Annotated in this window: 21 protein-coding genes; 11 read left to right on the forward strand and 10 right to left on the reverse strand. The window is 73.0% G+C overall.

Annotated elements, in window-relative coordinates:
• Positions 1-77 precede the first annotated feature (77 nt).
• A complete protein-coding gene (locus tag LRS74_RS28850) occupies positions 78-1586 on the reverse strand; it encodes a 5'-methylthioadenosine/S-adenosylhomocysteine nucleosidase (protein WP_277743728.1) in 1509 nt (502 codons plus the stop codon).
• Between the two features lie 268 nt (positions 1587-1854).
• On the opposite strand from LRS74_RS28850, the gene nadE reads away from it, so the two are divergent.
• Positions 1855-2685, forward strand: a complete 831-nt coding sequence (gene nadE / locus LRS74_RS28855) for an ammonia-dependent NAD(+) synthetase (RefSeq protein ID WP_277743729.1) — start codon at positions 1855-1857, stop codon at positions 2683-2685.
• Between the two features lie 80 nt (positions 2686-2765).
• On the opposite strand, the gene LRS74_RS28860 is transcribed toward nadE, so the two are convergent.
• The gene (locus tag LRS74_RS28860; RefSeq protein WP_277743730.1) at positions 2766-3392 is read right to left on the reverse strand and encodes a hypothetical protein; all 627 of its coding nucleotides are present in this window, start codon (positions 3390-3392) and stop codon (positions 2766-2768) included.
• Between the two features lie 102 nt (positions 3393-3494).
• Here LRS74_RS28860 and LRS74_RS28865 point away from each other — a divergent pair, with 102 nt between their 5' ends.
• Entirely contained in the window at positions 3495-3992 is a 498-nt protein-coding gene (locus LRS74_RS28865; protein ID WP_277743731.1) for a hypothetical protein, read from the forward strand.
• 95 nt (positions 3993-4087) lie between these two features.
• Here LRS74_RS28865 and LRS74_RS28870 read toward each other — a convergent pair whose 3' ends face one another.
• Positions 4088-4942, reverse strand: a complete 855-nt coding sequence (locus LRS74_RS28870) for a hypothetical protein (RefSeq protein ID WP_277743732.1) — start codon at positions 4940-4942, stop codon at positions 4088-4090.
• A 522-nt stretch (positions 4943-5464) separates the two neighbouring features.
• Between LRS74_RS28870 and LRS74_RS28875 the strand changes: the two genes are divergently transcribed.
• The gene (locus LRS74_RS28875; protein ID WP_277743733.1) at positions 5465-7549 is read left to right on the forward strand and encodes a SpoIIE family protein phosphatase; all 2085 of its coding nucleotides are present in this window, start codon (positions 5465-5467) and stop codon (positions 7547-7549) included.
• 13 nt (positions 7550-7562) lie between these two features.
• Here the strand turns inward: LRS74_RS28875 and LRS74_RS28880 are convergent, their stop codons facing one another.
• Positions 7563-8138 carry a hypothetical protein gene (locus tag LRS74_RS28880; protein WP_277743734.1) on the reverse strand — a complete coding sequence of 192 codons (576 nt, stop codon included), beginning with the start codon at positions 8136-8138 and terminating at the stop codon, positions 7563-7565.
• Between the two features lie 213 nt (positions 8139-8351).
• Between LRS74_RS28880 and LRS74_RS28885 the strand changes: the two genes are divergently transcribed.
• From LRS74_RS28885 to LRS74_RS28905, 5 genes are all read left to right on the forward strand, one after another.
• Positions 8352-8897, forward strand: coding sequence for a hypothetical protein (locus LRS74_RS28885; RefSeq protein ID WP_277743735.1), 546 nt, complete (start codon positions 8352-8354; stop codon positions 8895-8897).
• Positions 8898-8991: 94 nt separating this feature from the next.
• The gene (locus LRS74_RS28890; RefSeq protein WP_277743736.1) at positions 8992-10026 is read left to right on the forward strand and encodes an SHOCT domain-containing protein; all 1035 of its coding nucleotides are present in this window, start codon (positions 8992-8994) and stop codon (positions 10024-10026) included.
• Between the two features lie 435 nt (positions 10027-10461).
• Positions 10462-12642, forward strand: coding sequence for a SpoIIE family protein phosphatase (locus LRS74_RS28895; RefSeq protein ID WP_277743737.1), 2181 nt, complete (start codon positions 10462-10464; stop codon positions 12640-12642).
• Positions 12643-12954: 312 nt separating this feature from the next.
• Positions 12955-14169 (forward strand): S8 family peptidase, encoded by a 1215-nt coding sequence (locus tag LRS74_RS28900; RefSeq protein ID WP_277743738.1) that lies wholly within the window; start codon positions 12955-12957, stop codon positions 14167-14169.
• A 423-nt stretch (positions 14170-14592) separates the two neighbouring features.
• Complete coding sequence (locus LRS74_RS28905) at positions 14593-15468, forward strand: thermonuclease family protein (RefSeq protein WP_277743739.1); 876 nt, start codon at positions 14593-14595, stop codon at positions 15466-15468.
• A gap of 156 nt (positions 15469-15624) precedes the next feature.
• Here LRS74_RS28905 and LRS74_RS28910 read toward each other — a convergent pair whose 3' ends face one another.
• A complete protein-coding gene (locus tag LRS74_RS28910) occupies positions 15625-16206 on the reverse strand; it encodes an NADPH-dependent FMN reductase (protein WP_277743740.1) in 582 nt (193 codons plus the stop codon).
• A 152-nt stretch (positions 16207-16358) separates the two neighbouring features.
• Between LRS74_RS28910 and LRS74_RS28915 the strand changes: the two genes are divergently transcribed.
• Positions 16359-16985 (forward strand): TetR/AcrR family transcriptional regulator, encoded by a 627-nt coding sequence (locus LRS74_RS28915; RefSeq protein WP_277743741.1) that lies wholly within the window; start codon positions 16359-16361, stop codon positions 16983-16985.
• Positions 16986-17129: 144 nt separating this feature from the next.
• Positions 17130-18305 carry a UDP-N-acetylglucosamine--N-acetylmuramyl-(pentapeptide) pyrophosphoryl-undecaprenol N-acetylglucosamine transferase gene (locus tag LRS74_RS28920; protein WP_277743742.1) on the forward strand — a complete coding sequence of 392 codons (1176 nt, stop codon included), beginning with the start codon at positions 17130-17132 and terminating at the stop codon, positions 18303-18305.
• A 168-nt stretch (positions 18306-18473) separates the two neighbouring features.
• Here LRS74_RS28920 and LRS74_RS28925 read toward each other — a convergent pair whose 3' ends face one another.
• The gene (locus tag LRS74_RS28925) at positions 18474-19268 is read right to left on the reverse strand and encodes an NAD(P)H-dependent oxidoreductase (protein ID WP_277743743.1); all 795 of its coding nucleotides are present in this window, start codon (positions 19266-19268) and stop codon (positions 18474-18476) included.
• 59 nt (positions 19269-19327) lie between these two features.
• Here LRS74_RS28925 and LRS74_RS28930 point away from each other — a divergent pair, with 59 nt between their 5' ends.
• Positions 19328-20323 carry a helix-turn-helix transcriptional regulator gene (locus LRS74_RS28930; RefSeq protein WP_277743744.1) on the forward strand — a complete coding sequence of 332 codons (996 nt, stop codon included), beginning with the start codon at positions 19328-19330 and terminating at the stop codon, positions 20321-20323.
• Between the two features lie 70 nt (positions 20324-20393).
• On the opposite strand, the gene LRS74_RS28935 is transcribed toward LRS74_RS28930, so the two are convergent.
• The 4 genes from LRS74_RS28935 to LRS74_RS28950 form a co-directional block, all read right to left on the reverse strand.
• On the reverse strand, positions 20394-21347 hold the full coding sequence (locus LRS74_RS28935; protein ID WP_277743745.1) for a polyphosphate kinase 2 family protein: 954 nt from the start codon (positions 21345-21347) through the stop codon (positions 20394-20396).
• Between the two features lie 103 nt (positions 21348-21450).
• A complete protein-coding gene (locus tag LRS74_RS28940; protein ID WP_277743746.1) occupies positions 21451-22788 on the reverse strand; it encodes a diacylglycerol kinase family protein in 1338 nt (445 codons plus the stop codon).
• A gap of 170 nt (positions 22789-22958) precedes the next feature.
• The gene (locus LRS74_RS28945; RefSeq protein WP_277743747.1) at positions 22959-23888 is read right to left on the reverse strand and encodes a transketolase; all 930 of its coding nucleotides are present in this window, start codon (positions 23886-23888) and stop codon (positions 22959-22961) included.
• Positions 23889-23985: 97 nt separating this feature from the next.
• A complete protein-coding gene (locus LRS74_RS28950) occupies positions 23986-24717 on the reverse strand; it encodes a transketolase (RefSeq protein WP_277743748.1) in 732 nt (243 codons plus the stop codon).
• Positions 24718-24727 lie beyond the last annotated feature (10 nt).

Genomic DNA, 24727 nt, shown 5'->3' on the forward strand with positions numbered 1-24727 from the left:
AGGTGCGGGGCTTTTTCGCGTTCAGAGCGATCAGCGGTACGAACCCCTCACCGAAGCCCCCCTTGCGGCTGGCGTCCTCAACCGCGATCCCAGACGGTCGCCTCCACGTTCAGCTGCGAAGGGCCTGGCATGCTCGTCACCGTGACGTAGCCCAGACGGCCGTTCTGGGTTCTGAGGCAGGCCATCGAACCCACCTGGACGGTCAGCGCGCGGCGCGCCAACTGGCCGCTCATCTCGGAACACTGCTGGTATCTCGGCTGCTGTGGACCCTCCCATGCCGCGATGGCGGTGGCGACGATTTCACCGGGATGGCAGTCGCACTCGAGGCCGAGATCGCCGATCAGTGCCCGGGTGGGCGGCGTCTCGTCCAACCACCAGCCCATGGGCGCGCCGTTGCTGGAGAGGGACAGCGTGCCCTGCCAGCGCACCTGCACGGTCGGTGCGGTGGGCCTGGGCCGGGGCCGGGGCGGATCTGCGGGCGGGGGCGGGGACGGACTTGGCGTGGATGACGAGAGGGAGGGAGAGGGCGTCGGCGCGTCCTGAGAGGTCGACGTGTCCGGGGCCGGGCTGGGTGGGGGCGACGTGGTGGGGGATGGTCGTCGTGGTTCATCGGTGTCACCGGACTGAGACGGGGCCGTCGAGTAGTCTCCGGGTGTGTCGGTGGCTTGGCCCTGGTCACCGCCCGAGGCTCCGGCGTTCGGGAGATATCCCGCGTAGTGCGCCGACCCCAGCAGCAGGGCGAAGACGCCGACACCGGCCGCGGCGCCCCGGACCTTCGGCGAGGCGAGGAACCTGGTCAGCCACGACGCCCGTCCCCGTGGCGGTCGGCGCGTCGACGGCCCTGGTGTGCCGGATGGCGGCGGTGCCGGGGGGCGGTGGTGGTGGCGGAGGATGGCGACGGCGGCAGCGGCGGCGTGCGCCGCGGCACGCGGCTGACGCTCGGCGTCGTCATCGGCGCACTTGGTGCCATCGGCCCGGTCGCTGATCCCGCGGATGGTCAGGGCTTCCATCCCACCGATCTGCGCGGCGTGGGCCATGCCGGCGCTTTCCATCTCGATCGCCACGACGTCGTTGAAGTGCTTGTGTAACTGCTCGCGCAGGAGGGAACGGGGCGAGTTGAGCACCACGTCTCCGGCGGCGATCGGCTTGAAGAACACCCGCAGCCGAGCATCCGGCCGCTCGTGCCAGACCTCGTCACGCAGGGCATGCCGGGCTGTCTGCAGCAGAGCGTGGGGGCCGGACCACACCTCAGGCCGTGGCAGAAAATCGCCCGCGGCTATCTTGCCGCCGTGGAACGCGACGACCCGGGTGGCCACGACGACATCGCCCAGCGCCACGTCGTCCTTCAACGCGCCGGCGACTCCGACGAACAGGAGGGCGTCGGGAGAGAAGAGTTGGCGCGCCTGCTCGGTGACGACGGCGGCAGAGCGGTTGCCCTCACCCGCCTCCACCAAGGCGACCCGCCACGATGTCCCGGCGAGTGTTCCCACTTCGAAGACCGTCCCCGTCTCATGACGAGCTTCTTCCACCTCGACCAGGTACTCCCGCACCGCCCGGTACTCCAGGCCCAGCGCGGTCAAGATCACAGCTGTACGGTTCGAGCCCACCGAGCCCGGCGCCCCCTCCATGCACACCCCGGAGGGCGCCACCTCACCATGCCTCGCCTACCTGAGCACATGGCCTGCACCCGGAGCAAGAGGCCGTACAGGCGAGCGCGGCATGGCCCTCGCAGGGCTGCGTGACTGCTGAGCGGCGCTCTTCCTTTAGAGTGCCTCCGTCCGCTACCCGCGCCCGCGGCCCCGGCCCGGCGGCGCGTGTGCCGCCCCTGCCCAGAGGCCCGACCGAGGAGCAACCGTGACCGACCTGGCGTCCATACCCCTCCAGCAGGAGATCGCCCGTGATCTCCAGGTGAGCGCGTCCTTCGACGCACAGCAGGAGATCGAGCGCCGGGTGGGCTTCCTCGCCGACCAGCTGATCTCCACGGGGCTGCGCTCGCTGGTGCTGGGCATCAGCGGCGGGGTGGACTCCACGACCGCGGGCCGGCTGTGCCAGCTCGCGGTCGAGCGGGTCCGCGCCACCGGGCGGGAGGCGACGTTCTTCGCGATGCGGCTGCCGTACGGCACCCAGGCCGACGAGAAGGACGCGCAGCTGGCGCTGGAGTTCATCCGGGCCGACCGGGTGCTGACCGTCGACGTGAAGCCCGCCAGCGACGCCGCGCTGGAGGCGGCCCTGGCCGGCGGCACGGCCTTCCGCGACGCGCACCACCAGGACTTCGTGCACGGCAACATCAAGGCCCGGCAGCGCATGATCGCGCAGTACGCGGTCGCGGGCGCGCACGAGGGCCTCGTGGTGGGCACCGACCACGCCGCCGAGGCGGTCTCCGGCTTCTTCACCAAGTTCGGCGACGGCGCGGCCGACGTGGTTCCGCTCACCGGCCTCACCAAGCGGCGGGTACGCGCCGTGTCGCGGGTCCTGGGGGCGCCGGTCACGCTGATCGAGAAGACCCCGACCGCGGACCTGGAGACGCTGGACCCGGGCAAGCCCGACGAGGACGCGCTCGGCGTCAGCTACGACGACATCGACGACTTCCTGGAGGGCAAGCCGGTCGACGAGGCCGCCTTCGCCGCCATCGTCCGCCGATACCGGCTCACCGAGCACAAGCGACAGCTGCCGATCGCCCCCTGAGCCGCCCCGTCGAAAGGCGGCCGCCGGCCCCGCCGGGCCGGCGGCCGCCTCAGCTCTGCCGGGCCGGCGGCCGCCCTTTCCTACGGCAGGTGCGCGAGGAGGGCGATCAGCCGGGGCGGCAGGTAGGCCGGGCGGTGAGCATGCGCCACCTGGTAGGCGACGTAGCCGAGGGAGCCGGCCGTGCGCACCTCCTCGGCGTTCTCCCCCTGGAACACCACGCGGCAGTCGCCCGCCGCCTCCCTGGCCCGCTCCCACAGGACGGGCGCGGGCTTGCGCTCCGCCTCGGTCCGCGGGGTGAGGATCCGGCCGTCGAAGTCCGACCAGGCGAACGGGGTGGAGTCGGTCCACTCCTCGTCGACGACCTTCCGCAGCGCGGCGGCGCGCTCCGCGTCGGTGGCGCCCCAGGAGGACGGGACGTTGGTGATGAGGCCGACGGGGATGTGCCGGGCGCGCAGCGCGCGCAGGTGCTCGGCGGCCCCCGGCGCGTACCGCATGCTCCCGTCCGCGGCCGAGTGCACCAGCGTCTCGCCGAGGTCGAAGTAGGCCACCACACACCCGCCGCCGCGGGCCTGCCGCGCCCCCTCGTCCGGCCCGCTCTCGACGGCCCCCGCGGCCGCGGCCGGCACGGTCATGGCCGTCAGCGCGCCGAGGGTGAGCAGCAGCCGGATGAGCCTCCGGGCGGATGTCTTCTTCGTGAGCACGTTCATGAGTACGCCCTTCCCTGGGAGAGAAACAAGTCGCATACGCCTGCGGCGAGTTGACAGGGCAGCATCATGGGCAACACATAGGGACGAGGCAAAGGGGGACGCATGAGCACGGGGGCGGGCACCGCGGACGGGTTCACGTCGGCGGCGGACGAGGCGGCGCGCAAGGCGACCGTGGGCACGGGGTCGGGGTTCTGCCACGCGCTGGGCATGGCGATCCTGATGGTCGCCGAGTGGGTGCGGGCCGATCTCGACGGGGCGAGCGCGGCGTCGCTGGCGTCGAGGAGCTATCTGAAGGACATGGCGGACCGGGCCCGGTCGCTGGCGGAGACGGGCTGGCACCGGGACGTCTCCGAGCTGTTCGAGGCCATCTCCTTCGACCAGCCGCGGGCCGCCCTGTGGGCGGCCGTCTTCATGGCCCTGGTCGTGCGGCTCAACCGGAACGGTCCGCATCAGGCGCAGAGGGTGATCTCCCTCGCCGCCGCCGTGTACTGCGTGGTGGGTGCCGTGGCCCTGCTCCCGTACACCGCCGCGCCCGGCGAGTTCGCGTTCCTGCTGCTGGTCGCGTTCTGCGGGGGGATCGTCCGCGCGGCGACGCGCTGAGCGGGCGGGCGGTCCATCGGCCGCGCTTCCGCCCTCGGCCGCCCGGCCGAGGGTGGCAGCCGCGGTCAGCCGCGGTCAGCCGCAGACAGCCGCGGTCAGCCCCGGTAGACCATCGTGCACAGCAGGGTTCTGCCGCCGTTCACCATCCAGTACCAGTAGTACGTCTGATCGCCCTGGGCGCGGGCGCAACTGGTGGAGGACGGCTGGGACGGGGCCCGGTAGACGCCGGTGATGTGCAGGATCTGGTTGTACTTCGACGGGACCTTGTCGGCGTCGCAGTCCACCGCGGTCATCAGCCCCGCGTTCATCCGCGCGGCGGATCCGCTGCCCGACTGCTCCGCCAGCAGGCAGTAGCCCACCTGGAACTGACGGTTGAGGCAGAGCGCGGTGGTGCTCCCGCCGGACGTGTACGACCAGTAGCTCTGCCCCGCTCCGCCGGGGCAGGACGCGGCGCTGGAGCGTACGGCGGTGACGAAGACCGTGGCGTTGCCCGAGCCGCACCCCACCCGGTAGGGGCTGCGGGTACTCCACTCGCCGTGCCCGGTGTCGTACACGGCGAGGCAGTCGCCGGGCCGCACCGCCCGGAACGCCTCGGCGGTCGGGTCCGGGGCGCGGGTGGGCGCGGACGGCTCCCGGGTACGGACCGCACCGCCGCCGGTCGCTCCGCCCGAGCCGCCCCCCGTGGGGTCCGTCCACCCGCCGGAGGAGGAGCCGGAGCCGCCGGTGGTGGCCCCCGGAGTCGGAAGACCGGGCAGGCTCGGCGGCTGGGGCAGGTTCGGCAGGTTCGGCAGACCGGGCATGGCGGTGGGCGTCCTGCCCGACCCCGTGAGGCCCGTCCTGCCGTCCTCGTCCTCCACCACCTGCGGCAGGATCAGAACGGCGAAGACCGCTATCGCGGCCACCAGGGCCAGGATGCCGCGCTGTCGCGCCTGCGATGTGCTGTTGTCCACGATTCCCCCGTGTGAACTTCCGTACGCCTGTACGTACTTGGCCTGTCCACGATCCCATGGACCTGCCGCGGTGTGACGCTCGTGGCGTTCACTTTCTCCCCGGCGCGGGGACCCGGGCGGCAGGCCCCCGGGCGCGAGGATCCGGGGCACGCGGCTCCCCGGCCCGAAAGCCCCGGACACGACGAACCCGGACACGACGAACCCGGACACGACGAACCCGGACACGACGAACCCGGACTCGCGGACCCCGGGATCGCAGCTCCCCGGCCCCTCGACTCCCCGGCCCCTCGACTCCCCGGCCCCCCGGCTCCCCAGCTCGTGGCTCCCGCGTGCGCGGCCGGAAAGCGTCCACCGCGCCGCCCCCGGTGGTCGGACGCTCTCCGTCACCGACCGCGTGCGGAGGGGTGAGGACGGGTGACGGCGACGAGCCCCGTAGCGAACGCGACCGCGATAATGGTTAACGACCCGCGAGGGGGGACCGGAAGCCGTGGGGGAGCGGGGGGGTGAAAGGGGGCGCGTCTCGTGCCGTCGGATCGGCCGGGGGGCGAGAGGCTGCACGGCCCCTTCTGGTCTGAGCCGGGCACGCTGCTCCAGCACGTACCGGTGGCCGTCTTCGGCTTCGACGACGCGGATCGGGTCTGCTTCTGGGGCCCGGGCGCGCGGGAGCTCTTCGGTTACGACCCCGCCGAGGTCCTGTCCCAGCCGGGGGCCGTGCTCTTCGCCGACGCGTCCGGGGGCGTCTCCCCGTCGTGCGCCTGGATGCTGGAGCAGGGCCGCGCCGACGGGTACTGGCGGGGTCGGCTGAGGGCGCGGGACCGGGCGGGCGCCACCTTCGACTGCGGCTTCCGGGTCTTCCCCGTGACCGGCGTCGAGGGGCACTCGGCGGTGATGGGTCTGGCGAGCCGCAGCGACGAGCTCGATCGGGTCAAGACCAATCTGGCCTTCCTCGACGCCCTCTTCGAGACCTGTCCCATCGGGCTGGTCATGCTCGACCCGGAACTCCGGTACATCCACCTCAACCAGGCCCTGGCGGACATGGACGGGCTGCCCGTGGAGGCGCATCTCGGGCGGCGCATGGACGAGATCATGGTGATGTCCGACGGCGGCGAGTACCAGCGCATGCTCCGCGCCGTCGCCGCCGGCGGTGAGCCCGTCGTGGGGGCGCTGGTGGGGCTGCGCACCCGGGGGTATCCGGACCGTGACCAGGTGCGGTCGGTCAGCTTCTTCCCACTCAGCCAGGCGCTCGACTCGCGGCCCGGAGTGGGTGGGCTGATGGTGGACGTCACCGACCGGGAGCGGGCCATTCTGGAGGCCACCGCCAGCCGCGAGCGGCTGGCTCTGCTGGACCGTGCCGCCGCCCGGATCGGCACCACGTTGAATGTGAACCTCACGGCCAGGGAGCTGGTCGAGACGGCGATGCCGGACTTCTGCGACGGCTCGGTGGTGGAGCTCGTGGAGTGGGCGGACGAGTCCGAGCTGTTCGACCCGACCCTGCCGCTGGTCACCCGCCGGATCGCCTCCGGGACCATCCTCCCGCCTCCCGCCATCGAACTCGTCAGCGGAAGGGAGACGGTGACCTACCCGCCGGGCTCGGTCGTCCACGACGTGCTCAGAACCGGCCGCCCGATCGCCGCCGAGGTGGACGCGGAGCTGGTGCGCCGGACCGTCCTGATCGAGTCGCGCGCACGACTGCTGGCCGAGAGCCAAGTGGCCTGGATCCTCTTCGCGCCGCTCATCGCCAGGGGCACGGTGCAGGGGCTCGCCATGTTCGGACGGTCCGCGGCCCGCCAGCCGTTCACCCGGGACGATCTCAGCCTCGCCGGCGAGCTCGCCTCCCGCGCCGCGATCTGCCTGGACAACGCACGCCTGTACAGCCGCGTGCAGAACATCGCGCTGACCCTTCAACGCGCCCTGCTGCCCAGCGCGCTGGACACCGGTCCGTATGTGGACATGGCCCACCGGTACATCCCCGGCGGCCGGATCACCGAGGTCGGCGGCGACTGGTACGACGCGATCGTCCTGCCCGGCGAACGGGTCGCCCTGGTGGTGGGCGACGTCATGGGACACGGGGTGCCGGCCGCCGCCGCCATGGGGCGGCTCAGGATCACCGCCAAGACCCTGGCCAGGCGCGACCTCGCCCCCACGGAGCTGCTGACGGAGCTCGACGCGTGCGCCCTGGAGGCCGGCATCGAGCTCGCCACCTGCCTCTACATCGTGTACGACCCGACGACCGGCCACGCCCGCATCGCCAGTGCCGGACATCCGCCACCCCTGGTGCTGCGTCCGGACGGCGGAATCGAGACCGTCGACGACGTCCTGGGCGTCCCCCTCGGCGTCGGCGGCTGCCCCTTCGGGACCACGGAGATCGAACTGCCCGAGAACGCGACCCTGGCCCTCTACACCGACGGCCTCATCGAGGCGCGGGGCCGGGACGTCGAGGCCGGCCTGAGCGCGTTGCGCGCCGAACTGGGGCGGGCGTCGGGCACGTTGGAGGCGATGGCGGACCACATCATCACGCGTCTGCTGCCCGACAAGCCCGCCGACGACACCGTTCTGGTCCTCGCGCGGGTCGGGCGGCGACAGCGGAGGTCGTCCGTGCCCCGCTGAGCGTGCCGCGTGCCTACGGGGCCTCGACGGCCTTGAAGTAGGCGAACTCCCTGCCGGCGGGAAGGTCGACGCCGTGTCCCTCCAACCACGCCCTTCCCTTCGCGGGGTAGGTCGGGTACTTCCCGTCCGCTTCGAGCAGGAAGCCGGGGTACCAGTTGGACAGACGCCAGACGGTGGCGCACTCGCTCTTCCTGGCCAGCCTGATCCCGTTGTCGACGGCGCACCATGTGTCGTATCCGCTCCGGCGGGAGCGTGTCGACGTGACGGTGTAGCCGTCGCCCTTCTTGGTGAAGACCACGGCGGTTCCCCGCCTGTCGCCCGAGTCGGCGAGCAGGGTGTAGTCCTCGTCAGCCCGGGCCGCGAAGTCGACTCCCCGGCCGGTTCGGGTCTCGACCAGGTGGTACGGGACGCCGGGGACGATGGCGTCCGTGTGGGTCCGGCCGGTCGGGGGGACGGCCGGCGTGGCCTGTTCGACGGCCCGCGTGTGCTGGCTCGCGGACGTGGGTTGGGCGATCGCTGCCGGTGCGGAAAGGGCGGCCAACGCGGCGCAGCCGGCGGCGGTGAGCAACCCATGGCGGATCGAGCGCATCCCTTGGCCTCTCTCGTCGGATTCCGAAGGTCGTCGCGGCCGCGAGGTGGTTCGGTGCCGTGTCATGGGCGGAGCCGCCCCACCCCGGTCGGTGCCCGTGCACCGACCGGTCGACCGCTAGCGCGAGACTAGGAACCGTCAGCGCGCGCTACAAGCACCGCCTTTCGGACACCTGCGTTCGCTGTGCGGTGCGAGCCGAAGAGAGGGGAAGCCATGGGTCTGTCGTTCGAGCCGCCACCGGCGTACGACCTGGGGCCGGGTGCGGACCTCGGCATGTGGCTGACGGAGTGGGGCGCGTACGCGGACCGGATCGTCCACCTCGGACCGGCCGACGGCCGCGGCCACGGGCAGCTGTGCTGGGACGTCCTGGCACCCACCGGGTTGCTCGCGCCGCACTGCGGCCACTGCCGCCATGGACACCGTGCCCCGCGCGGCCCCGAGCAGATGGAGTCCGCCCTGGACAGCCGGATCCCCCCACACGAGGTGGCACCCTGGACGGCCGCCACGCTCATCCGGAACCTCGTCCATACGAACGGAGGCGACGGACCGATGCGCCCCGTGGCCGACGCCATCGGCGACGGGCTGGCGGCCATGCTCGGGACGCACGCCGACTGGCGCGCCAACGGCTACGCCGCATACCGCGAGGGCCGACACGGCAACGTCTCCTGGAAGCCGGTCACCGAGGCGACGTTCGACGCGGCCGTGGTCGGCATCGGCAACGGCCATGCCGTCGTCATCGTCGCCACCGGAGAGGACTGAGCGCGACCTCCGCCGTCCCGACCGACGGGGGCGCGGCACGAGGCGTCCGTACACTGGCCGGTAACGGAATCGAACGTGTGGGGGGGGCTGCTCGATGGTCAGGTACGAGGGTGCGGGCGGCTGGATCGAGCTCGGTCCGGCGTCGCTCACGGTCTGTCGGACGGACCGCAGGCCGGCCCCCCTCCCGTCGCGCGTGCTGCCGCTCCAGGCGTTATCCGACGTCGAGTTCAAGGACGCGACCCGGCTGCGGCGTGGACACCTTCAGCTGTGCTTCGGCGGACGCGCCCTGGTCCCGGCGGGCTCCGACGAGGACCCCAACACGATCGGCTTCGGCCACGGGCAGCGGGAGGCGTTCCGCGGCCTCGCCGAGCACCTCCGTCATGTCGTGGCCACGAACGAGGCCCAGGGCGTCGACGTGGCGGCCGCCTACGCGGCCGCGGCCGATCCCCTGCTGGCCTGGCTGACCCAGCAGGGTGTCGCCCGGGCACGGGCCGAGGAGGATCGAGCCGCACGCGCGCACGCCGCGGAACAGCAGCACATCGCCCGACTCGCGCAGAAGCTCGGCCCGGAGGCGGCCGCCCGTGAGGACATCATGGCCTCCGCCCTCGCCTCGGCCACGGGCGACCGCTGCTGGTACGTCCTCAAGCGGCTGCCCGGCCTCCTCCTCGGCGGCGAGCAGGTCTTCGTCGTGGCGGAGTGCTTCGTCGGCAGCGACCTGGGCACGGTCGTCCTCACCAACCAGCGGCTCCTGTTCGTCAGGACCAGGTTCTCCGGAGAGGAGCTGTTCGTCCTCCACCTGGCGGAGATCAGGATGGCGGCGGGCAGCCAGAAGGTCACCCACGGCGTGCTGCGGGTGGAGACCATGAGGGGTCTCGTCCTGGAATTCGAGCGCCTCAAGGGGGAGGACCTGGCGCGGCTCGACGAGGCGCTGCGGCCGGCCGTGGGCTCACTCGGACGGACCGCGACGGCCCCGCCGACCGCGCCCCCGTCTCCGGCCCCCGCCCCGCCCCCCGCCCCGGTCGAGGGCGTCCTCGACCAGATAGCCAGGCTCGGCGAGCTGCACGCGGCCGGGGTCCTCACCACCGCCGAGTTCGAGCAGAAGAAACGACAGTTGCTCGACCGACTGTGACAGGCACCCGGCGCCCGAGCCGGGGCCCGGGGCCGGCCCGAGGCCCGGGGCCAGGCCCGGGAATCCGGTGTCCGGAGCCCGGTGTCCGGAGCCCGGTGTCCGGAGCCCGGTGTCCGGTGCCCGGTGTCCGGAGCCTTGAGCATTCCGGGGGTGTCGCCGCGGCCGTGGCCGACCCTGCCGGGGACGACGGCCGCGGTCCGCGAGGCCGTGGCGCGGCCGGGGCGCCCCGTGGGCCGGACGGCTCCCCGCCGGTCGGGGCAGACGCCACGCTCCGGGCGTATCGTCCTGGTATGAGGGCCTGCGCCGCCCGGCCAGGGTCACGGTCCCGCGCTCCTCGGCCGCGGTCGGTCGCCATGCCGCGGTCGGTGTCCCGCGATGCCCGGCCGCGGCTGCGGCACGGGCCCGGCGGGGCGCGTCCGCGGTCGGAGAGCCGCGATGTCCGACCGTGGTGAGAGCCCCGAAGGCGTCGGGTCGCTGGACGAGGTCCTGGCCGACACCGTGCGGCGCACCGGTGCCTCCGCGGGGCGCGTCTACCTCCTGGACGAGGCGAGGCGGACGCTGGGCCTCGCGGTGATCTGCGGGGTGCCGCTGGAGTTGGGGTGGCCGTGGCGCCGGATGCCGCTGACCGCGCCGACCCCGGTCACCGACGCGGTCCGCGAGGGCCGCCTGGTGTGGGTGGCCTCCCAGGAGGAGCTGGCCCGGACCTACCCACGCGCCGCCGCGAGCCTGCCGTACCGCTTCGCGCTCGCCGCCGCGCCCCTGCTCGGCCGGTCCCGTAGCTGGGGCACCATGCTCCTGCTGTGGCCCGCCAGCCACCCGGAAAGCGCCACGCGTCGCGAGCTGGGCCACATCACCGCCGCCGCCCGACGCATCGCCCGCGCCCTGGACGAGGCCGCCGCTCCGCCCGTCGTGCCCGACGAGCCCCGCTTCATCCCGGTCGCCGGGTCCGACGCGCGGGGCGGCCAGCCCCCGCAGGCCGCCGCGGACTACGCCGAGCGCCTGCCGGAAGGGGGACTGGCCCTGGACCTGGAGGGCCGGATCACCTTCCTGACCGCCACGGCCGCGGCGCTGCTCGACCGCGATGCGGGCCAGCTGTTGGGCACCCGGCCCTGGCAGTCCCTGCCCTGGCTGGACGACCCGGTCGTGGAGGACCACTACCGCACCGCCGTGATCAGCCGCGATCCGGTGGCCTTCGTCGTCCTGCGCCCACCGGACAACTGGTTGCACTTCGAGCTCTACCCGGACGCCAGCGGCATCAGCGCCCGTATCAGCCGCGCCCCGGCGCCCGGCCGCGAACGGTCCCGGCCGGCCGAGGGGCGGGAACTCGGCGACCCCACCCCCACCCCCGCCCGCGCCGCCCAGGCCGGACGGCTCTTCCAACTGGTGCACCTGGCGGCCGCGCTGACCGAGACCGTCGCCGTCCGCGACGTCGTGGACCTGGTCGCCGACCAGGTCCTGCCCGCGTTCGGCGCCGACGGCCTGGTGCTGTCCGCCGCCGACGCCGGCCGGCTGAAGATCACCGGTCACCACGGCTACGACCAGCAGGTCATCGACCGCCTCGACGGCCTCCCCCTGGACACCGCTCTCACCCCCGCCGGGCAGGTGCTGGCCAGCGGTATCCCGTCCTTCTTCGCCAGCCCCGAGGAGATGGCCCGCCGCTATCCGCTGGCCCCGCAGGTCAGCGGCAAGCAGGCGTGGGCCTTCCTGCCGCTGCTCATCCACGGCCGCCCCGTCGGCTGCTGCATCCTCTCCTACGACCGTCCGCGCACCTTCACCGCCGACGAACGCGCCGTCCTCACCTCCCTGGCCGGCCTGGTCGCCCAGGCCCTGGACCGCGCCCGCCTCTACGACGCCGCTCACGACCTCGCCCACGGCCTCCAGCAGGCTCTCCTCCCGCACAGCCTGCCGACCGTGCCGGGCCTGCGGATCGCCGCCCGGTACCTGCCGGCCAGTCACGGCATGGACATCGGTGGCGACTTCTACGACGTCATCCACCTCGACGCCACCACCGTCGAGGCCGTCATCGGCGACGTCCAGGGGCACAACGTCGCCGCCGCCGCGCTCATGGGACAGGTCCGCACCGCCATCCACGCCACCGCCGGCGCCTCGCCCGACCAGGTCCTCGCCCGCACCAACCGCGTCCTGGCCGACCTGGAGACCGACCTGCTCGTCTCCTGCCTCTACGTACACCTCGACCTCACCCGCCAGCAGGCCACCCTGGCCAGCGCGGGCCACCCCCCACCGCTCCTGCACCGCCCCGGCCGGCCGGCCGAGCTGCTGGCGCTCGACCCCGGGCCCCTGCTCGGCGTCGACGTCGACATCTCCTATCCCGTCACCGGTCTGACCCTCACGGGCGGAACGACCCTCGCTCTCTACACCGACGGGCTGATCGAGGTACCCGGGGCCGACTCCGGCCAGATCGCCACCGGCCTCGCCCACCAACTCGGCGACAACAGCGATCAGGACCTCGACGGTCTCATCGACCGCCTCATCCACCGCACCTGGCCCGGCGGTCGGTACACCGACGACATCGCCATGCTGCTGCTGCGGACCGCGCCAGCCTCGACCGTCGCCGCCTCGCGGTGCCCTGAGCCTGACAACCCGTCAATCGTCTGAGGAAAACCGCAGGTCACATCGGTTGGCGCTGCTCTCCCGGCAGGCTGGATGACGCCATGTCAGACACGTCGGACGGGGTTCGTGGACCCTCGTAGCCTCGCCGGCGACCGGTGGACTCCGTTGGTGCGCAAGGGCGTTGCGAATGTCACACCCAGCCCTGGTTTCGCTCTGGGAACTTGAATTACGTGGGCTGATCGGTCAAGGTTTCGATCAACTCGGGCACCCGGAACCTCATGTTCCGAATGACGGGCGACATCTCGACGCCGTCGCGCCCGAGCTCCCCCCACAACCTCTACGAGGAGGAACCTCGTCATGGCCACACACAAGCGTGTCGGCAAACGGAAGATCGTTCTGGGCATAGCCGCGGCCGCCGCGGTGACCGCGGGCGCCTTCGTCGCCCTTCCGGCCGGCGCGTCGACGCCCGCCGAGGGCACGGTGTACGGCACCGAGTCCAAGGACGCCGTCGACGGCAGCTACATCGTGCTGCTGAAGGGCGGCAAGAGCATCAAGGCCGCCGCCGAGGGCGAGGACCTGGCCGAGGAGTACGGCGGCACACTGCGCCGCAGCTACGACTCCGCGGTCAACGGCTTCTCCGCCAGCGGGCTGAGCGAGACCGAGGCCAAGCAGTTGGCCGCCGACCCGGCGGTCGCCAAGGTGGTCCAGAACCAGCGGTTCAGCATCGAGGCCACGCAGGTCAACCCGCCGTCGTGGGGCCTGGATCGGATCGACCAGACGCGTGGCGCGCGCGACGGAAGGTACACCTTCCCCGACAACGCCGGCGCGGGCGTCACGGCGTACGTCATCGACACCGGTGTGCGCGTGAGCCACCAGGACTTCCAGGGGCGCGCGGTCTCCGGCTTCGACGCCGTCGACAGGGACAACGACGCCAGCGACGGCCAGGGCCACGGCACCCATGTCGCGGGCACCATCGCCGGCGCTCGGTACGGCGTCGCCAAGAAGGCGAAGATCGTCGCGGTCCGGGTCCTGGACAACCGGGGGCGCGGCACCACCGAGCAGATCGTCGCGGGCATCGACTGGATGATCGCGCACCACCGGGGCCCGTCGGTCGCCAACCTGAGCCTCGGCGGCGGCGTCGACTGGGCGCTGGACGCCGCGGTGAAGCGGGCGGTCGCCTCCGGCATCACCGTGGCCGTCGCGGCGGGCAACGAGTCCACCGACGCCCGCCGGGTCTCGCCGGCCCGCGTTCCGGAGGCGATCACCGTCGCCTCCAGCACCGCCTACGACCAGCAGTCGGGCTTCTCCAACTACGGCCCGGCGGTGGACCTCTACGCACCGGGCTCGGACATCGTCTCGGCCGCGAACCGCGGTGACCGGGCGACCCAGACCATGTCCGGCACCTCGATGGCCACCCCGCACGTCGCGGGCGCCGCCGCCGTCTACCTCGCCGGCCACCCGCGGGCCACGCCCAGCCAGGTCGCCTCGGCGCTGATCGGGAACGCCACCCCGAACAGGATCTCCAACCCGGCCTGGGGTACGCCGAACAGGCTGCTCAGGGTCGTGTCGTAGGCACCGCGAGCCCCGCGCTCCGCGCTCCCCGCGCAACCGGCCGGCCGCCTTTCCCCCGGCTCCGCGACCGTCTCGACCCGCGACGCACGGCGCCACGGCCCCGCACCCCGCCGGCTCCGATCGTGTGCCGGAACCGACCAGCGCGGTGCGCGGAGTGAGGGGTCGTCGACCGCCGTCTCAGCGGACTCCGCCGTAGACCGCTGAGCGCACGGACCGCCGCCGGTCGCTGAGTGCACGGAGCGCCTTCGCCTCCTCCCCGAGGCGGTTCCCGTTCGTCGCAACAGCGTTTGCGCCCGGTCGGACCCCTCCATAGATTCGATGAGGAAGGGGCCGTACGCAGCGGATACGCCATCGGCGGGGCGGTCGCGTCCGCCCGTGACGCGAGCGGCGTGTGGCGTCCGCCCGGCGTTCATGGGAGTCGCCATGCCGATGTTGCTGATCAAGGGGTCGTTCCATCTGTCGGGCCGGAGCAAGCCCGACGGGGACACCATCCCGTTCGTCCCCGACTACGTGGGTGAATGGAAGCTCGTCCGGGGGTGCCGCCAGCCGGTGCCCGGGGTGAACGGCACCGTGGGTGTGCGACTCGAAGGCGTCGACGCGCTGGAGACCCACTACGAGGGTCCCTACGGCGGGGATGAGGTGCGCCAGCCGGGCCGCTTCCCCCATGCCGCCGCGAACGAGCTGCTCGCCTGGCTCGGCTTCCCCGATGTCCAACGCGGGCCGGACGAGGCCACCACCGCCGTCCCCGCCAGTGTGCCGGGCTACATCCTCACCCGCGGCACCGACGCCTACGGCCGCTGCGTCGCGCTGGTCGGCCGTGGCGCCCCGCCGATGGCCAGTGGCTACGAAGTGAACGTCAAGGTGGAGCATCTGAGGCGGACCGCCAACCACCATCTGCTCTCCCAGGGCCTGGCCTATCCCACCTTCTACGAGGGCCTGCCCAAGGACCTGCGTCTCGAACTGGTCGCCGCCGCCCAGCAGGCGAGGGCCGCACGCAAGGGCCTGTGGCCGAGCGACGCGACCATGCGAGGGGGGAAGATCATCGGGATGGCCTCGATCATCGAAGAGGGCGACGTGGTGCTCCTCCCGAAGCTCTTCCGCCGTCTGAAGGACCACTTCTCGTCCGGCGCCCCGTCGTTGGCCGGTTTCCCCACCTTCCTGGCCGGGGCCGCGGACCGGTTCCGCATCCTGTCGACCGACACCGAGCTCGTCGGCCTGCACAACGTCGTCGAGATCACCAATGAACACACCCTGCGCATGACGCACCCCATCGAGGACCTCCTCTTCGAGGAGAAGTGAGCGGGCGGCCGCCCTCGTCGCCGTGAACCCGCTCGGCTCCACCCGAGGGCACCCCACCCAAGGGGCGTGAGCCGTGGGCGTCCGAGGGCACACGTCCGCGCACCGGGCCGACGTCACGCGTAACGCGGGCCCGGTAGCGGGGCGGGTGGGTGTGGGTCAGGCGGCGGTCGCGGAGCGGGACGTGACCTTGCCGGCGAGGGCGGTCAGCAGGTCCTGGAGGAGGCCCTGGGTGATCTCGTCGGTGAGGTTGCCGCCCTCGTCGAAGCGCTCGTGGGCCTGGAAGACGATCACCTCGGGCTTGACGACCACGTCGGCATCGATGCAGACGAAGACCTGGCGGAGCGCGAGTTGGGCGCGGACCGAACCGAAGTTGGTCGGCGCGGCGCCGGTGATGGCGACCGGCTTGTGGAGCAGTGGGACGCCCTCGGTCCGGGTCCAGTCGGTGCTGGCCCAGTCGATGGCGTTCTTGAGGACGCCGGGGATGGAGTAGTTGAACTCCGGCGTGGCGAGCAGCACCCCGTCGGCCGCCTTGACGCGGTCGCGCAGCTCCTGGGCGGCCGCGGGGCGGCGCTCCGGGGTGTCGAGGTCCTGGTCGTACAGGGGGACGTCGCGCAGCCCCTCGTAGATCTCCACGGCGACGCCGGCCGGCGCGAACTTCTGGGCGGCGCGCAGCAGGGCCGAGTTGTACGAGTCGGCACGCAGGCTTCCGGAGATGCCGAGGATCTTGAGCTCACTCATCGGGGATCACTCTCTTCGCGGAGGGAGGCCCATGGGGCATGAAGGTGCCCATTGGGTCGGGGCCGTTCTCGCCCCGGGGAATGGCCTGAACTGTACGGCACAGTACATATGAACTCAACTGTTCAGTTCAGGTGCCGGCTATCATGGGCAGGGTGAAGACGACCAGCAAGCGCACCCCTCCGTCGGGCGAGCGCGCCGCGCGGAAGCGGGCCGCCATCGTGCGGGCGGCGCGCAAGGAGTTCCTGCGTCAGGGGTTCGGCGTGGGAATGGATCAGATCGCCGCCGAGGCGAACGTGTCCAAGGTGACCGTCTACAACCACTTCAGCGGCAAGGAGGAGCTGTTCATCGAGGTGGTGGGCGACGCCCTGGAGGAGGCGCTCGGCGAGAGCATGCGCACCATGGTCGAGCGCCTGGGTGGGGTCGACGACATCCGCGACGTCCTGACCGCGACCGCCCGGGACTGGGTGAAGGGCATCGGCCGCCCCGAGGTCCTGGCGCTGCGCGCGCTGATCGCCGCGGAGGCCCGTCGCTTCCCCGAGCTGGGGCGGGCCTGGCGCGAGCAGGGGCCGGACCGGTTCGCCGAACCCCTCTCCGCCGCGCTGGCCGCCCGGGACGACCTCGACATCCCGGACATGGGCCTGGCGGTCGTGCAGTTCTACGCGCTGGTGCTCTACCCGCACATCGTCCACAGCGCCTATGGCGATCGCCTCGACGAAGACCTCGCCGAGCGGCTCATCACCACGGGTGTGGACATGTTCCTGACGTACTACCGCGCCTGAGGTCGGTCGGGTCCGTCGCCTCCACCGACGCCGTACCGGCGGGCCGCCGACGGGCGCCCGGTGGCCCTGTGGACGCGCGGGTTCCGGCCACGGCGGGGGGAGGGGTTTGGCGGGCGGGGAACGGTCGCCAGTAGGGTGCCTCAGGTGAATAGTGCTTCTCGTCTCCCGCATCCCTTCCGGCTGATCGTCACGGGCGGAGGGACCGGCGGCCATACCTACCCCGCCCTGACGGCGATCCGCACGCTGCAGGCCAGGTTGGCGGCGTCCGGTGGAACGCTGGATGTGCTGTGGATCGGTACGCCGGAGGGCCTGGAGGCCCGCGTGGCCCCGGCCGAGGGCATCGCGTTCGCCACGGTCGCCACGGGCAAGATCCGCCGCTCCAGCAATCCGCTCAAGATGGTGTCCCCGGCCAACGTGCGGGACATGGCGCGGGTGCCGCTGGGCGTCGCCCAGGCCCGGAAGATCGTGTCCGACTTCCAGCCGGACGTCGTCCTCGCCACCGGCGGGTACGTCGCCGTCCCGGCCGGCCTGGCCGCCCGCATGTGCCGCCGCCCGCTGGTGCTGCACGAGCAGACGGTGCGCCTCGGCCTGGCCAACCGCAAGCTCGCCAGCTCGGCGACGCGCATCGCGGTGTCCTCGGAGTCGACGCTGTCGCTGCTGCCGGAGGCCGTGCGCGGCGCCGCGGTCGTCACCGGCAACCCGGTCCGCCCCGAGGTGCTCTCGGGACACCCGGACAAGGCCATCGCGGCGCTGTCGCTGTACGGCTTCGACCGGCGCCTGCCCACCCTCTACGTGACCGGTGGCGCCCAGGGCGCCCAGCAGATCAACGACGTCGTCCGGGACGCCCTGCCGTGGCTGCTGAGCCGCGCGAACATCATCCACCAGTGCGGGCCGAACCACGTGGACACCCTGCGGCAGCACGCCGCGGCCCTGCCGCCGGAGCTGGCCGCCCGCTACTACGTGGCCGGGTTCGTCGGCCCCGAGCTCCCCGACGTGCTGGCCCTCGCCGATGTCGTGATCTCCCGCAGCGGAGCCGGCACGCTCGCCGAGCTGACCGCGCTGGGCAAGCCCGCGGTCTTCGTCCCGCTCGCCACCTCGGCGGGCAACGAGCAGGCCCACAACGCCCGCCACCTGGAGGAGGCCGGCGCCGCCGTGGCACTGCTGGGCGACGTCAGCGCGCAGAGCCTCTACGCCGCGGTGGACCCGCTGCTGACCGACCCGGTCCGACGCAGCATGATGGCCGAGCGGGCCCGGGCGCACGGTCGTCCGGACGCGGCCGAGCGACTGGTCGACGTGATCCTCTCCGCCGCCTCCGGCTGACGGCGGCCGACCACGTAGGTGCCCCGGCCGTCCAGGACGGCCGGGGGCACGCCCTCGACCCTCCTCGACCACCTGGCCGCACCCGCGGACCGCGGCGCCGCTCCGCGGGTGCCTCCAGGCCGCTCGCCGGGATACGCCCCATCCGTGGGCGCCGCGTCGCGCGGCCGCTCACCCCCGCGGGCGCAGGTGAAGATCCAGTCCACTCGTCCCCGGCTCCTCCACACCCGGCAGCAGCCGCATGTCGTGGTCGTAGTCGCCGCCGACCAGCGTCCGGTACGGGACCGGCTCGTCCGTGAAGAGGCCGTCGAGCCGTCGGCCGTACTCCCGGCGCGCCGCCGCGAACCGCTCCTCGGGCAGGTCGTTCGAGCCGTACACCGCGAACGGCTCCAGCGGAGCCATGCCGGTGAACCAGAACAGCCCGTGCTGGAGCGGATGGAGGACATCGGCCAGCCGCCCGTGGATGCCCCGCTCGGCGAACGAGGTCTCGCGGGCCCCCGCCGTCACCGACACCAGCGCCCGCCGCCCCGTCAGGGCGCCCCCGCTGTACGGCGGCGGGACCTTCGGCCCGTAGCCGAACCCGGCGGTGAACACCCGGTCTATCCAGCCCTTCAGGATCGCGGGCGGCCCGAACCACCAGAGCGGAAACTGCAGGATCACCGCGTCCGACCAGCGCACCTTCTCCTGCTCCGCCGCGACGTCCGGCGCCAGCCGCCCCGCCAGCGTGGCCCGCTCCGAGACGTCCATCACGTTCAACCGCCGGTCCACGGCGTCCTCGGGGAAGTCGTCGGCGTCCACCGTCGCCTTCCACTTCATCGCGTACAGGTCGGACACCCGCACCTCGTGCCCCGCCGCGCGCAGGTGCTCGACCGCGAAGGCGGTCAGAGCGGCGTTGAGCGAACGGGGTTCGGGGTGGGCGGAGACGACGAGGATCCTCTTCCGCGGCTGCGGCGTTGTTTCGGTCATGCTCCTACGTTCGCCCAGCTCGGAGCTGGTAACCAGTACCCTGCGCGACCGTAGGAACGATGATCCTGGTACTGCGGGTGCCACCCATACTGGAGCGTATGGACGGCGTGGACCAGATCGGGCGGACAGCGGGCGTGGACGACGACACCGGGGCGGAGGGGGCCGGGAGAAGGGGCGGTACGGGCACCGGCGAACCCGTCGACGGGGTGGGCGATTCCGGCCGGGCGCTCGGCGCCTTCCTGCGCGCACGCCGGGGACGCGTGGCGCCGGAACAGGTCGGGCTCCCGGAAGGCCGCCGCCGGCGGGTACAGGGTCTGCGCCGTGAGGAGCTGGCCCGACTCGCGGGCATCAGCGTGGACTACTACGTCCGCCTGGAACAGGGCCGGGCCACCCAGCCGTCCCCCGAGGTGCTCGACGCCCTCGCCAGGGCGCTCGGACTCGACACGGCGGAGCGCGGACACCTCGCCACCCTGGCCGGCACCCGACGCGGGCCCGCGCCCCGGGCACGGGTCAGCCCCCAACTGCGGCGGATGCTGGACGCCATGGCCCACTTCCCCGCCTTCGCGACCGACCACCGCCTCGACGTGGTGGCGTGGAACGCCCTGGGCGCCGAACTGATCGGCGGTCTGGCCGACCCGGCCCACCGCGACCGGAACAACGCCAGGTACCTCTTCCTCGACCCCGCCTCCCGGGTCGTCCACCCCGAGTGGGAGGACCGGGCGGCGGAGGCCGTTGGCCAGCTGCGGGTCGCCGCGGGCCGCCACCCCGACGACGCGGAGCTGGCCGGTCTCATCACGGAACTGTCCACGCACAGCGCCGACTTCCGCCGGATCTGGTCCACCGGCGAGGTCGTGATGTGCGCGGCGGGCCGCAAACGACTGCGCCACCCCGTGGCCGGCCTGCTCACCCTGGACTTCGAGACGCTGCACGTGCCGGCCGCGCCCGGCGAGACGGGACTGGTGGTGCACGTCTTCAGCGCCGAGGAGGACAGTGAGGAGTCCACCGCCCTGAGGCGGCTGGCCACGGCGGTGGCGACGGCGTCCGCCGGGGGGTGACTCCAGTGGCGTGCACGCGTGCCGCCCCGGCTGACACGGCTGGGGGCGCTCTCACCGCCCGCGCGGATGATCAGCCCTTCCCGCCGTCCCCGTGTTCGGCCGCGTACGGGTCGGCCGGGGCGCCCCTGGGGGCCTCTCGTTCCAACTCCCGCTTGGCGCTCTGCAGCTTCTTGCGGGCCTCCACGCTGACCACGGGGTAGTGGGGGTCGAGGTCGATCAGCGTGTCGGCCAGGATCGCCGCCGTGCAGATGCGAGCGAACCACTTGCGGTCCGCCGGCACCACGTACCAGGGCGCCCACTTCGTGCTGGTCTCCGAGAGCATCTCGGAGAACGCGACCTGGTAGTCGTCCCACCGCCGGCGTTCCCGCACGTCGGCGGCGGAGAACTTCCAGTTCTTCTCCGGCAGGTCGATCCGCTTCATGAAACGGGTGCGCTGCTCCTCGCGGGAGAGGTTCAGGAAGATCTTCACCACCCTGAAGCCGTTGTCGGTGAGATAGCGCTCCCAGTTGTTGATGTCCCGGTAGCGGCGCTGCCAGATCCCCCGCCCCCGGGCCGCTTCCGGTAGCCGCTGCCGGTCGAGGTGTTCCGGGTGCACCCGTACGACCAGGACCTCCTCGTAGTGGGAACGGTTGAAGATCGCGATCTCCCCGCGGGCGGGCAGTCTGAGGGAGTAGCGCCACAGGTAGTCGTGGTCGAGCTCCTCCGCGGAGGGCACCTTGAAGCTGCTCACCTTCACGCCCTGCGGGTTGACTCCGCTCATGACGTGGCGGATGGTGCTGTCCTTGCCCCCGGCGTCGAGTGCCTGGAGGCAGAGCAGCACTCCGTACGTGTTCTGGGCGGCCAGCCGTTCCTGGTACTCGGCGAGCAGCGAGACCCCCGCCTTGAGGAGCTCGGCGCCGTGTTCCTTTCTCAGTCGGCCCTTGTAGCGGGGGTCGAAGTCCCGGGCCAGGTCCACCCGCGAACCCGGCTTCACACGCAGCGGCGCGGTCAGTCTCGCGATGCGCTCGGCCCTGGCGTCCGCCATCGGCGACCAGCCCTTCTCCTCGGCGCGACGGGGCGATCGGTGACGGCGGTGCCGTCGCCCGCGCCTCCGCGGTACGGCCGTCTCCCATTCTCCGGCCGCCCCGTCAAGATCGCCTGCCGTGCCTCCGCCGTCCGGTCAGGGCCAGCCGGCGGATCCGGCCCCAGTCCATCCGTGGCTTGCCGCCCCTCGTACCGGGGCGATGGCGAGGCAGGCGTACGCGCAGGGCGCCGGGGGCGACGCGGCAGCGGACGGGGGACGGCAGGGTCAGCGCCTCCCCGTCCACACCGACGTGGAGGGTGGGCGTGTCGGCGTCGACGACGACCTCCGCGGCCGTCAGCGAGGTCAGCCCGGGCCCGTGCCTGCCGCGGAGCATCCCGGCGGCCTGGGCCGCGTTGTCGACCGTCACCCCCAGCACGCCGAGGGCCCCGGAGTCCAGCCGCTCCCGGCGTCCGAGCCCCGCCGCGTCACCGATCCGGTAGGGGTTGTTGCTCACCAGCACGGCCTGCGGGCGCTCGATGACGGCGTCTTGCGTGCGCACGGTCAGCCGTGGGCCGGTGTGGTGCGTGAGCAGGTCCGGCAGCACCTTGAGCGTGGTACGGGCCTTGTCGCCGCGGTAGGCGGGGTGTTGGACGACGGCCGCGTAGGCGCCGAAGGAGGCGTTGTTGACGAAGGGCTGGTCGTTGACGAAGCCCAGGTCGATCCGGAGCTCGACGCCGTCGGTCAGCGCCTCCAGGCATCGGGCGGGGTCGTCCCGGTCCAGGCCGAGATCCATGGCGAAGTGGTTGCGGGTGCCGGCCGAGATGACCAGGAAGGGCAGGCCGCGCTCGGCCGCCACGCCCGCGACCAGGGCCTGGGTGCCGTCACCGCCCGCCACGCCGAGCAGGTCCGCTCCCTCGTCGGCGGCCCGCCGCGCCAGATCGGCCACGTCCACCGGGTGTGCCGCGTCCAGCAGGACGATGTCGGCCCCCAGCGCCTGCGCCTTCTCCACGAGGTGGAACCGGCCCACCTTCCCGCCCCCGGACCGCGGGTTCATGATGAGGAAGGGGCGCTTCGGCGCGGCGGCCGGCCGTGCGGTGGCGCCCGTCCGTCCGGTGTCCGCGGCCAGCGCGGCCCACCCGGAGGAGACGGCCAGCGCGCCCAGGGCGAGCGACGCGACCACCACCCACAACATCCCGGAGAGCACGTAGAGGGCGACGACGACGAGGGGCGCGGCGACGGCCAGGGCGAGCCCCAGCGCCCGGGGCAGGGCTCGGTGCGCGAGCGCCCACCACGCGCCCGCCGCCGTCGCCGCCAGGCCGGCCAGGCCCACCGCCACCAGCGCGATGCTGGTGAGACCGGCGGACAACAGCAGCACGAGGACCGCCGCCGCCCCCGCCGCCAGGGCGAGACGCGCGTACCACCGCGGAGCCAGGGGACTACCCGGGCGCAGGGACCTGCCCATCGAACCTCCGAACCTTCCGCCTCGTCCCGCCCCGTACCCCCGTCGTTCCGGCTCGTTCCGGCTTGGCCCTCCCCCATGCCGTCTCGTTCCGCATCGCACACCCGACGGGCCCGGTCGCGCATCGCCCGCCACGGGTGAGGGCGCCGCCGCGGACGCGGGCGCGCGCGAGGTCAGCGCACCCGCGTCGGAAGGAAGCCGGTGATGCGCTCCCGCAGGGTGGCCGGGTCCAGGCCCTGACCCGCGAGGTGCTCTTCCACCGTGCCGTAGCGGCGCAGCTCACGGCGGTCGATGCCGAGGCCGAGCACGCGGTGCGGCACATCGGCGAGGGCGTCGTTCGCGGCGGCGGTGGAGGTGCCGGCCAGGTAGGGCTCGACGAGCACGACGTCCGCCGACCCGGTGCCGCCGCCGTCGGGGAGCTGCGCCCGCACGGCGGCGTGCAGCGTACGGGCGTCGAAGGGCCGGACGGTGGTGGCGTACAGCACGGTGACGTCCAGACCGGAGACGGCCCCGAGGACGTTGTCGAGCAGGGGGCCCACCGCGACGACGACGCCGTCGCGCCCCTCGCGCACCGTGTGGAACCGCCCCGGAGTGATCGGCAGGGCCGCCTCGTTGACGTGGGCCGACAGCCGTACGTAGGCCAGTCCGTCGCCGGCGGCGGTGTGCCGCAGCAGCGCCTCGGCCTCGTCGGGATGGCCGGGCACATGGACCTCCCAGCCGTCGAGGGTATCCAGCAGCGCGATGTCGCCGGGGGACATGTGGGTGAGCCCGCCGGCCGGCCAGTCGTACGAGCCGCCCGCGCTGACCAGCACTCCGGTGGCGCCCTGGTGGCCGAAGTCCAGCTTGATCTGCTCGAAGGGCCGCTCGACCAGGAAGCTGGCGAAGGTGTGGACGATCGGTCGCAGCCCGGTCAGGGCGAGCCCGCCGCCGACCCCGACGAGGAGCTGCTCCCGGATGCCCACGTTGATCACCCGGTCGGGGTGGGTGCGGGCCGCCTCCGCGAAGCCGTCGACGCCGATGTCGGCGAGGACCACGGCGAGCCGGGGGTCGTCGTCGAGGAGGCGGGAGGTGACGGCGGCGAAGCGTTCGCGCATGGTGTCCACGGGTGGGTCCTCTCGGATGCGGTGCGATGCGATGCGGTGCGATGGGGCGCGGTGCGGTGCGATGTGGCGCGGGGAGGTGCGGTGTGATGCGAAGGGCTTACGCCACCTTGGGCTCGCGGTGGCCGACCTTGGGCTCGACGCGCGCGACGACAACGTGCGGGCGTCCGGGGTGCGGGGCGGTGTAGGCGGCGTGCAGGGCGTCGTGGTCGCGACCGTCGACGGTCGCGGTGGACCAGCCCTGCGCGGCGAAGCGGGAGGCGATGCCGCCGGGCCAGCCGTGGGTGGCCGAGGCGTTGTCGATGACGAGGGCGTGGAGCTGCTCGATCCCGGTGGCGCCGGCGAAGGCCATCGCCTCGTGGTTGCTGCCCTCGTCCAGTTCGGCGTCCCCGACCAGCACCCAGACGTGGGGGTCGCGGCGCCCCTGCGCGCGCAGCCCGAGCGCGGTGCCGACCGCGAGCGGGAGCCCGTGCCCGAGTGAGCCGCTGCCGATCTCGGCGCCGGGCACCAGGGTCCGGTCCGGGTGGTGTCCGAGCGGCGAGTCATACGTGCCGAAGCCGGAGAGCAGCGAGACGGGGAAGAACCCCTTGGCCGCGAGGACCGCGTAGTACGCCATCGGGCCGTGCCCCTTGGAGAGCAGGAAGCGGTCCCGATCGGGGGCCTCCGCGGTCTCCGGGGTAACCCGCAGCACCCGGTCGTACAGCACCCAGAGCGCGTCCAGGGTGGAGGTCGCGGCGGGCCCGTGCTTCTCGTCGCCGGTCATCAGGCTCATCAGGCCGGGGAGTTCGGCGAAGCCGTAGGAGGTGGCCGTACCAGTCGTCGTGGTGGTCATGGGACAAGCC

The sequence above is a fragment of the Streptomyces sp. LX-29 genome (assembly GCF_029541745.1).
In the GTDB taxonomy this organism is placed as follows: domain Bacteria; phylum Actinomycetota; class Actinomycetes; order Streptomycetales; family Streptomycetaceae; genus Streptomyces.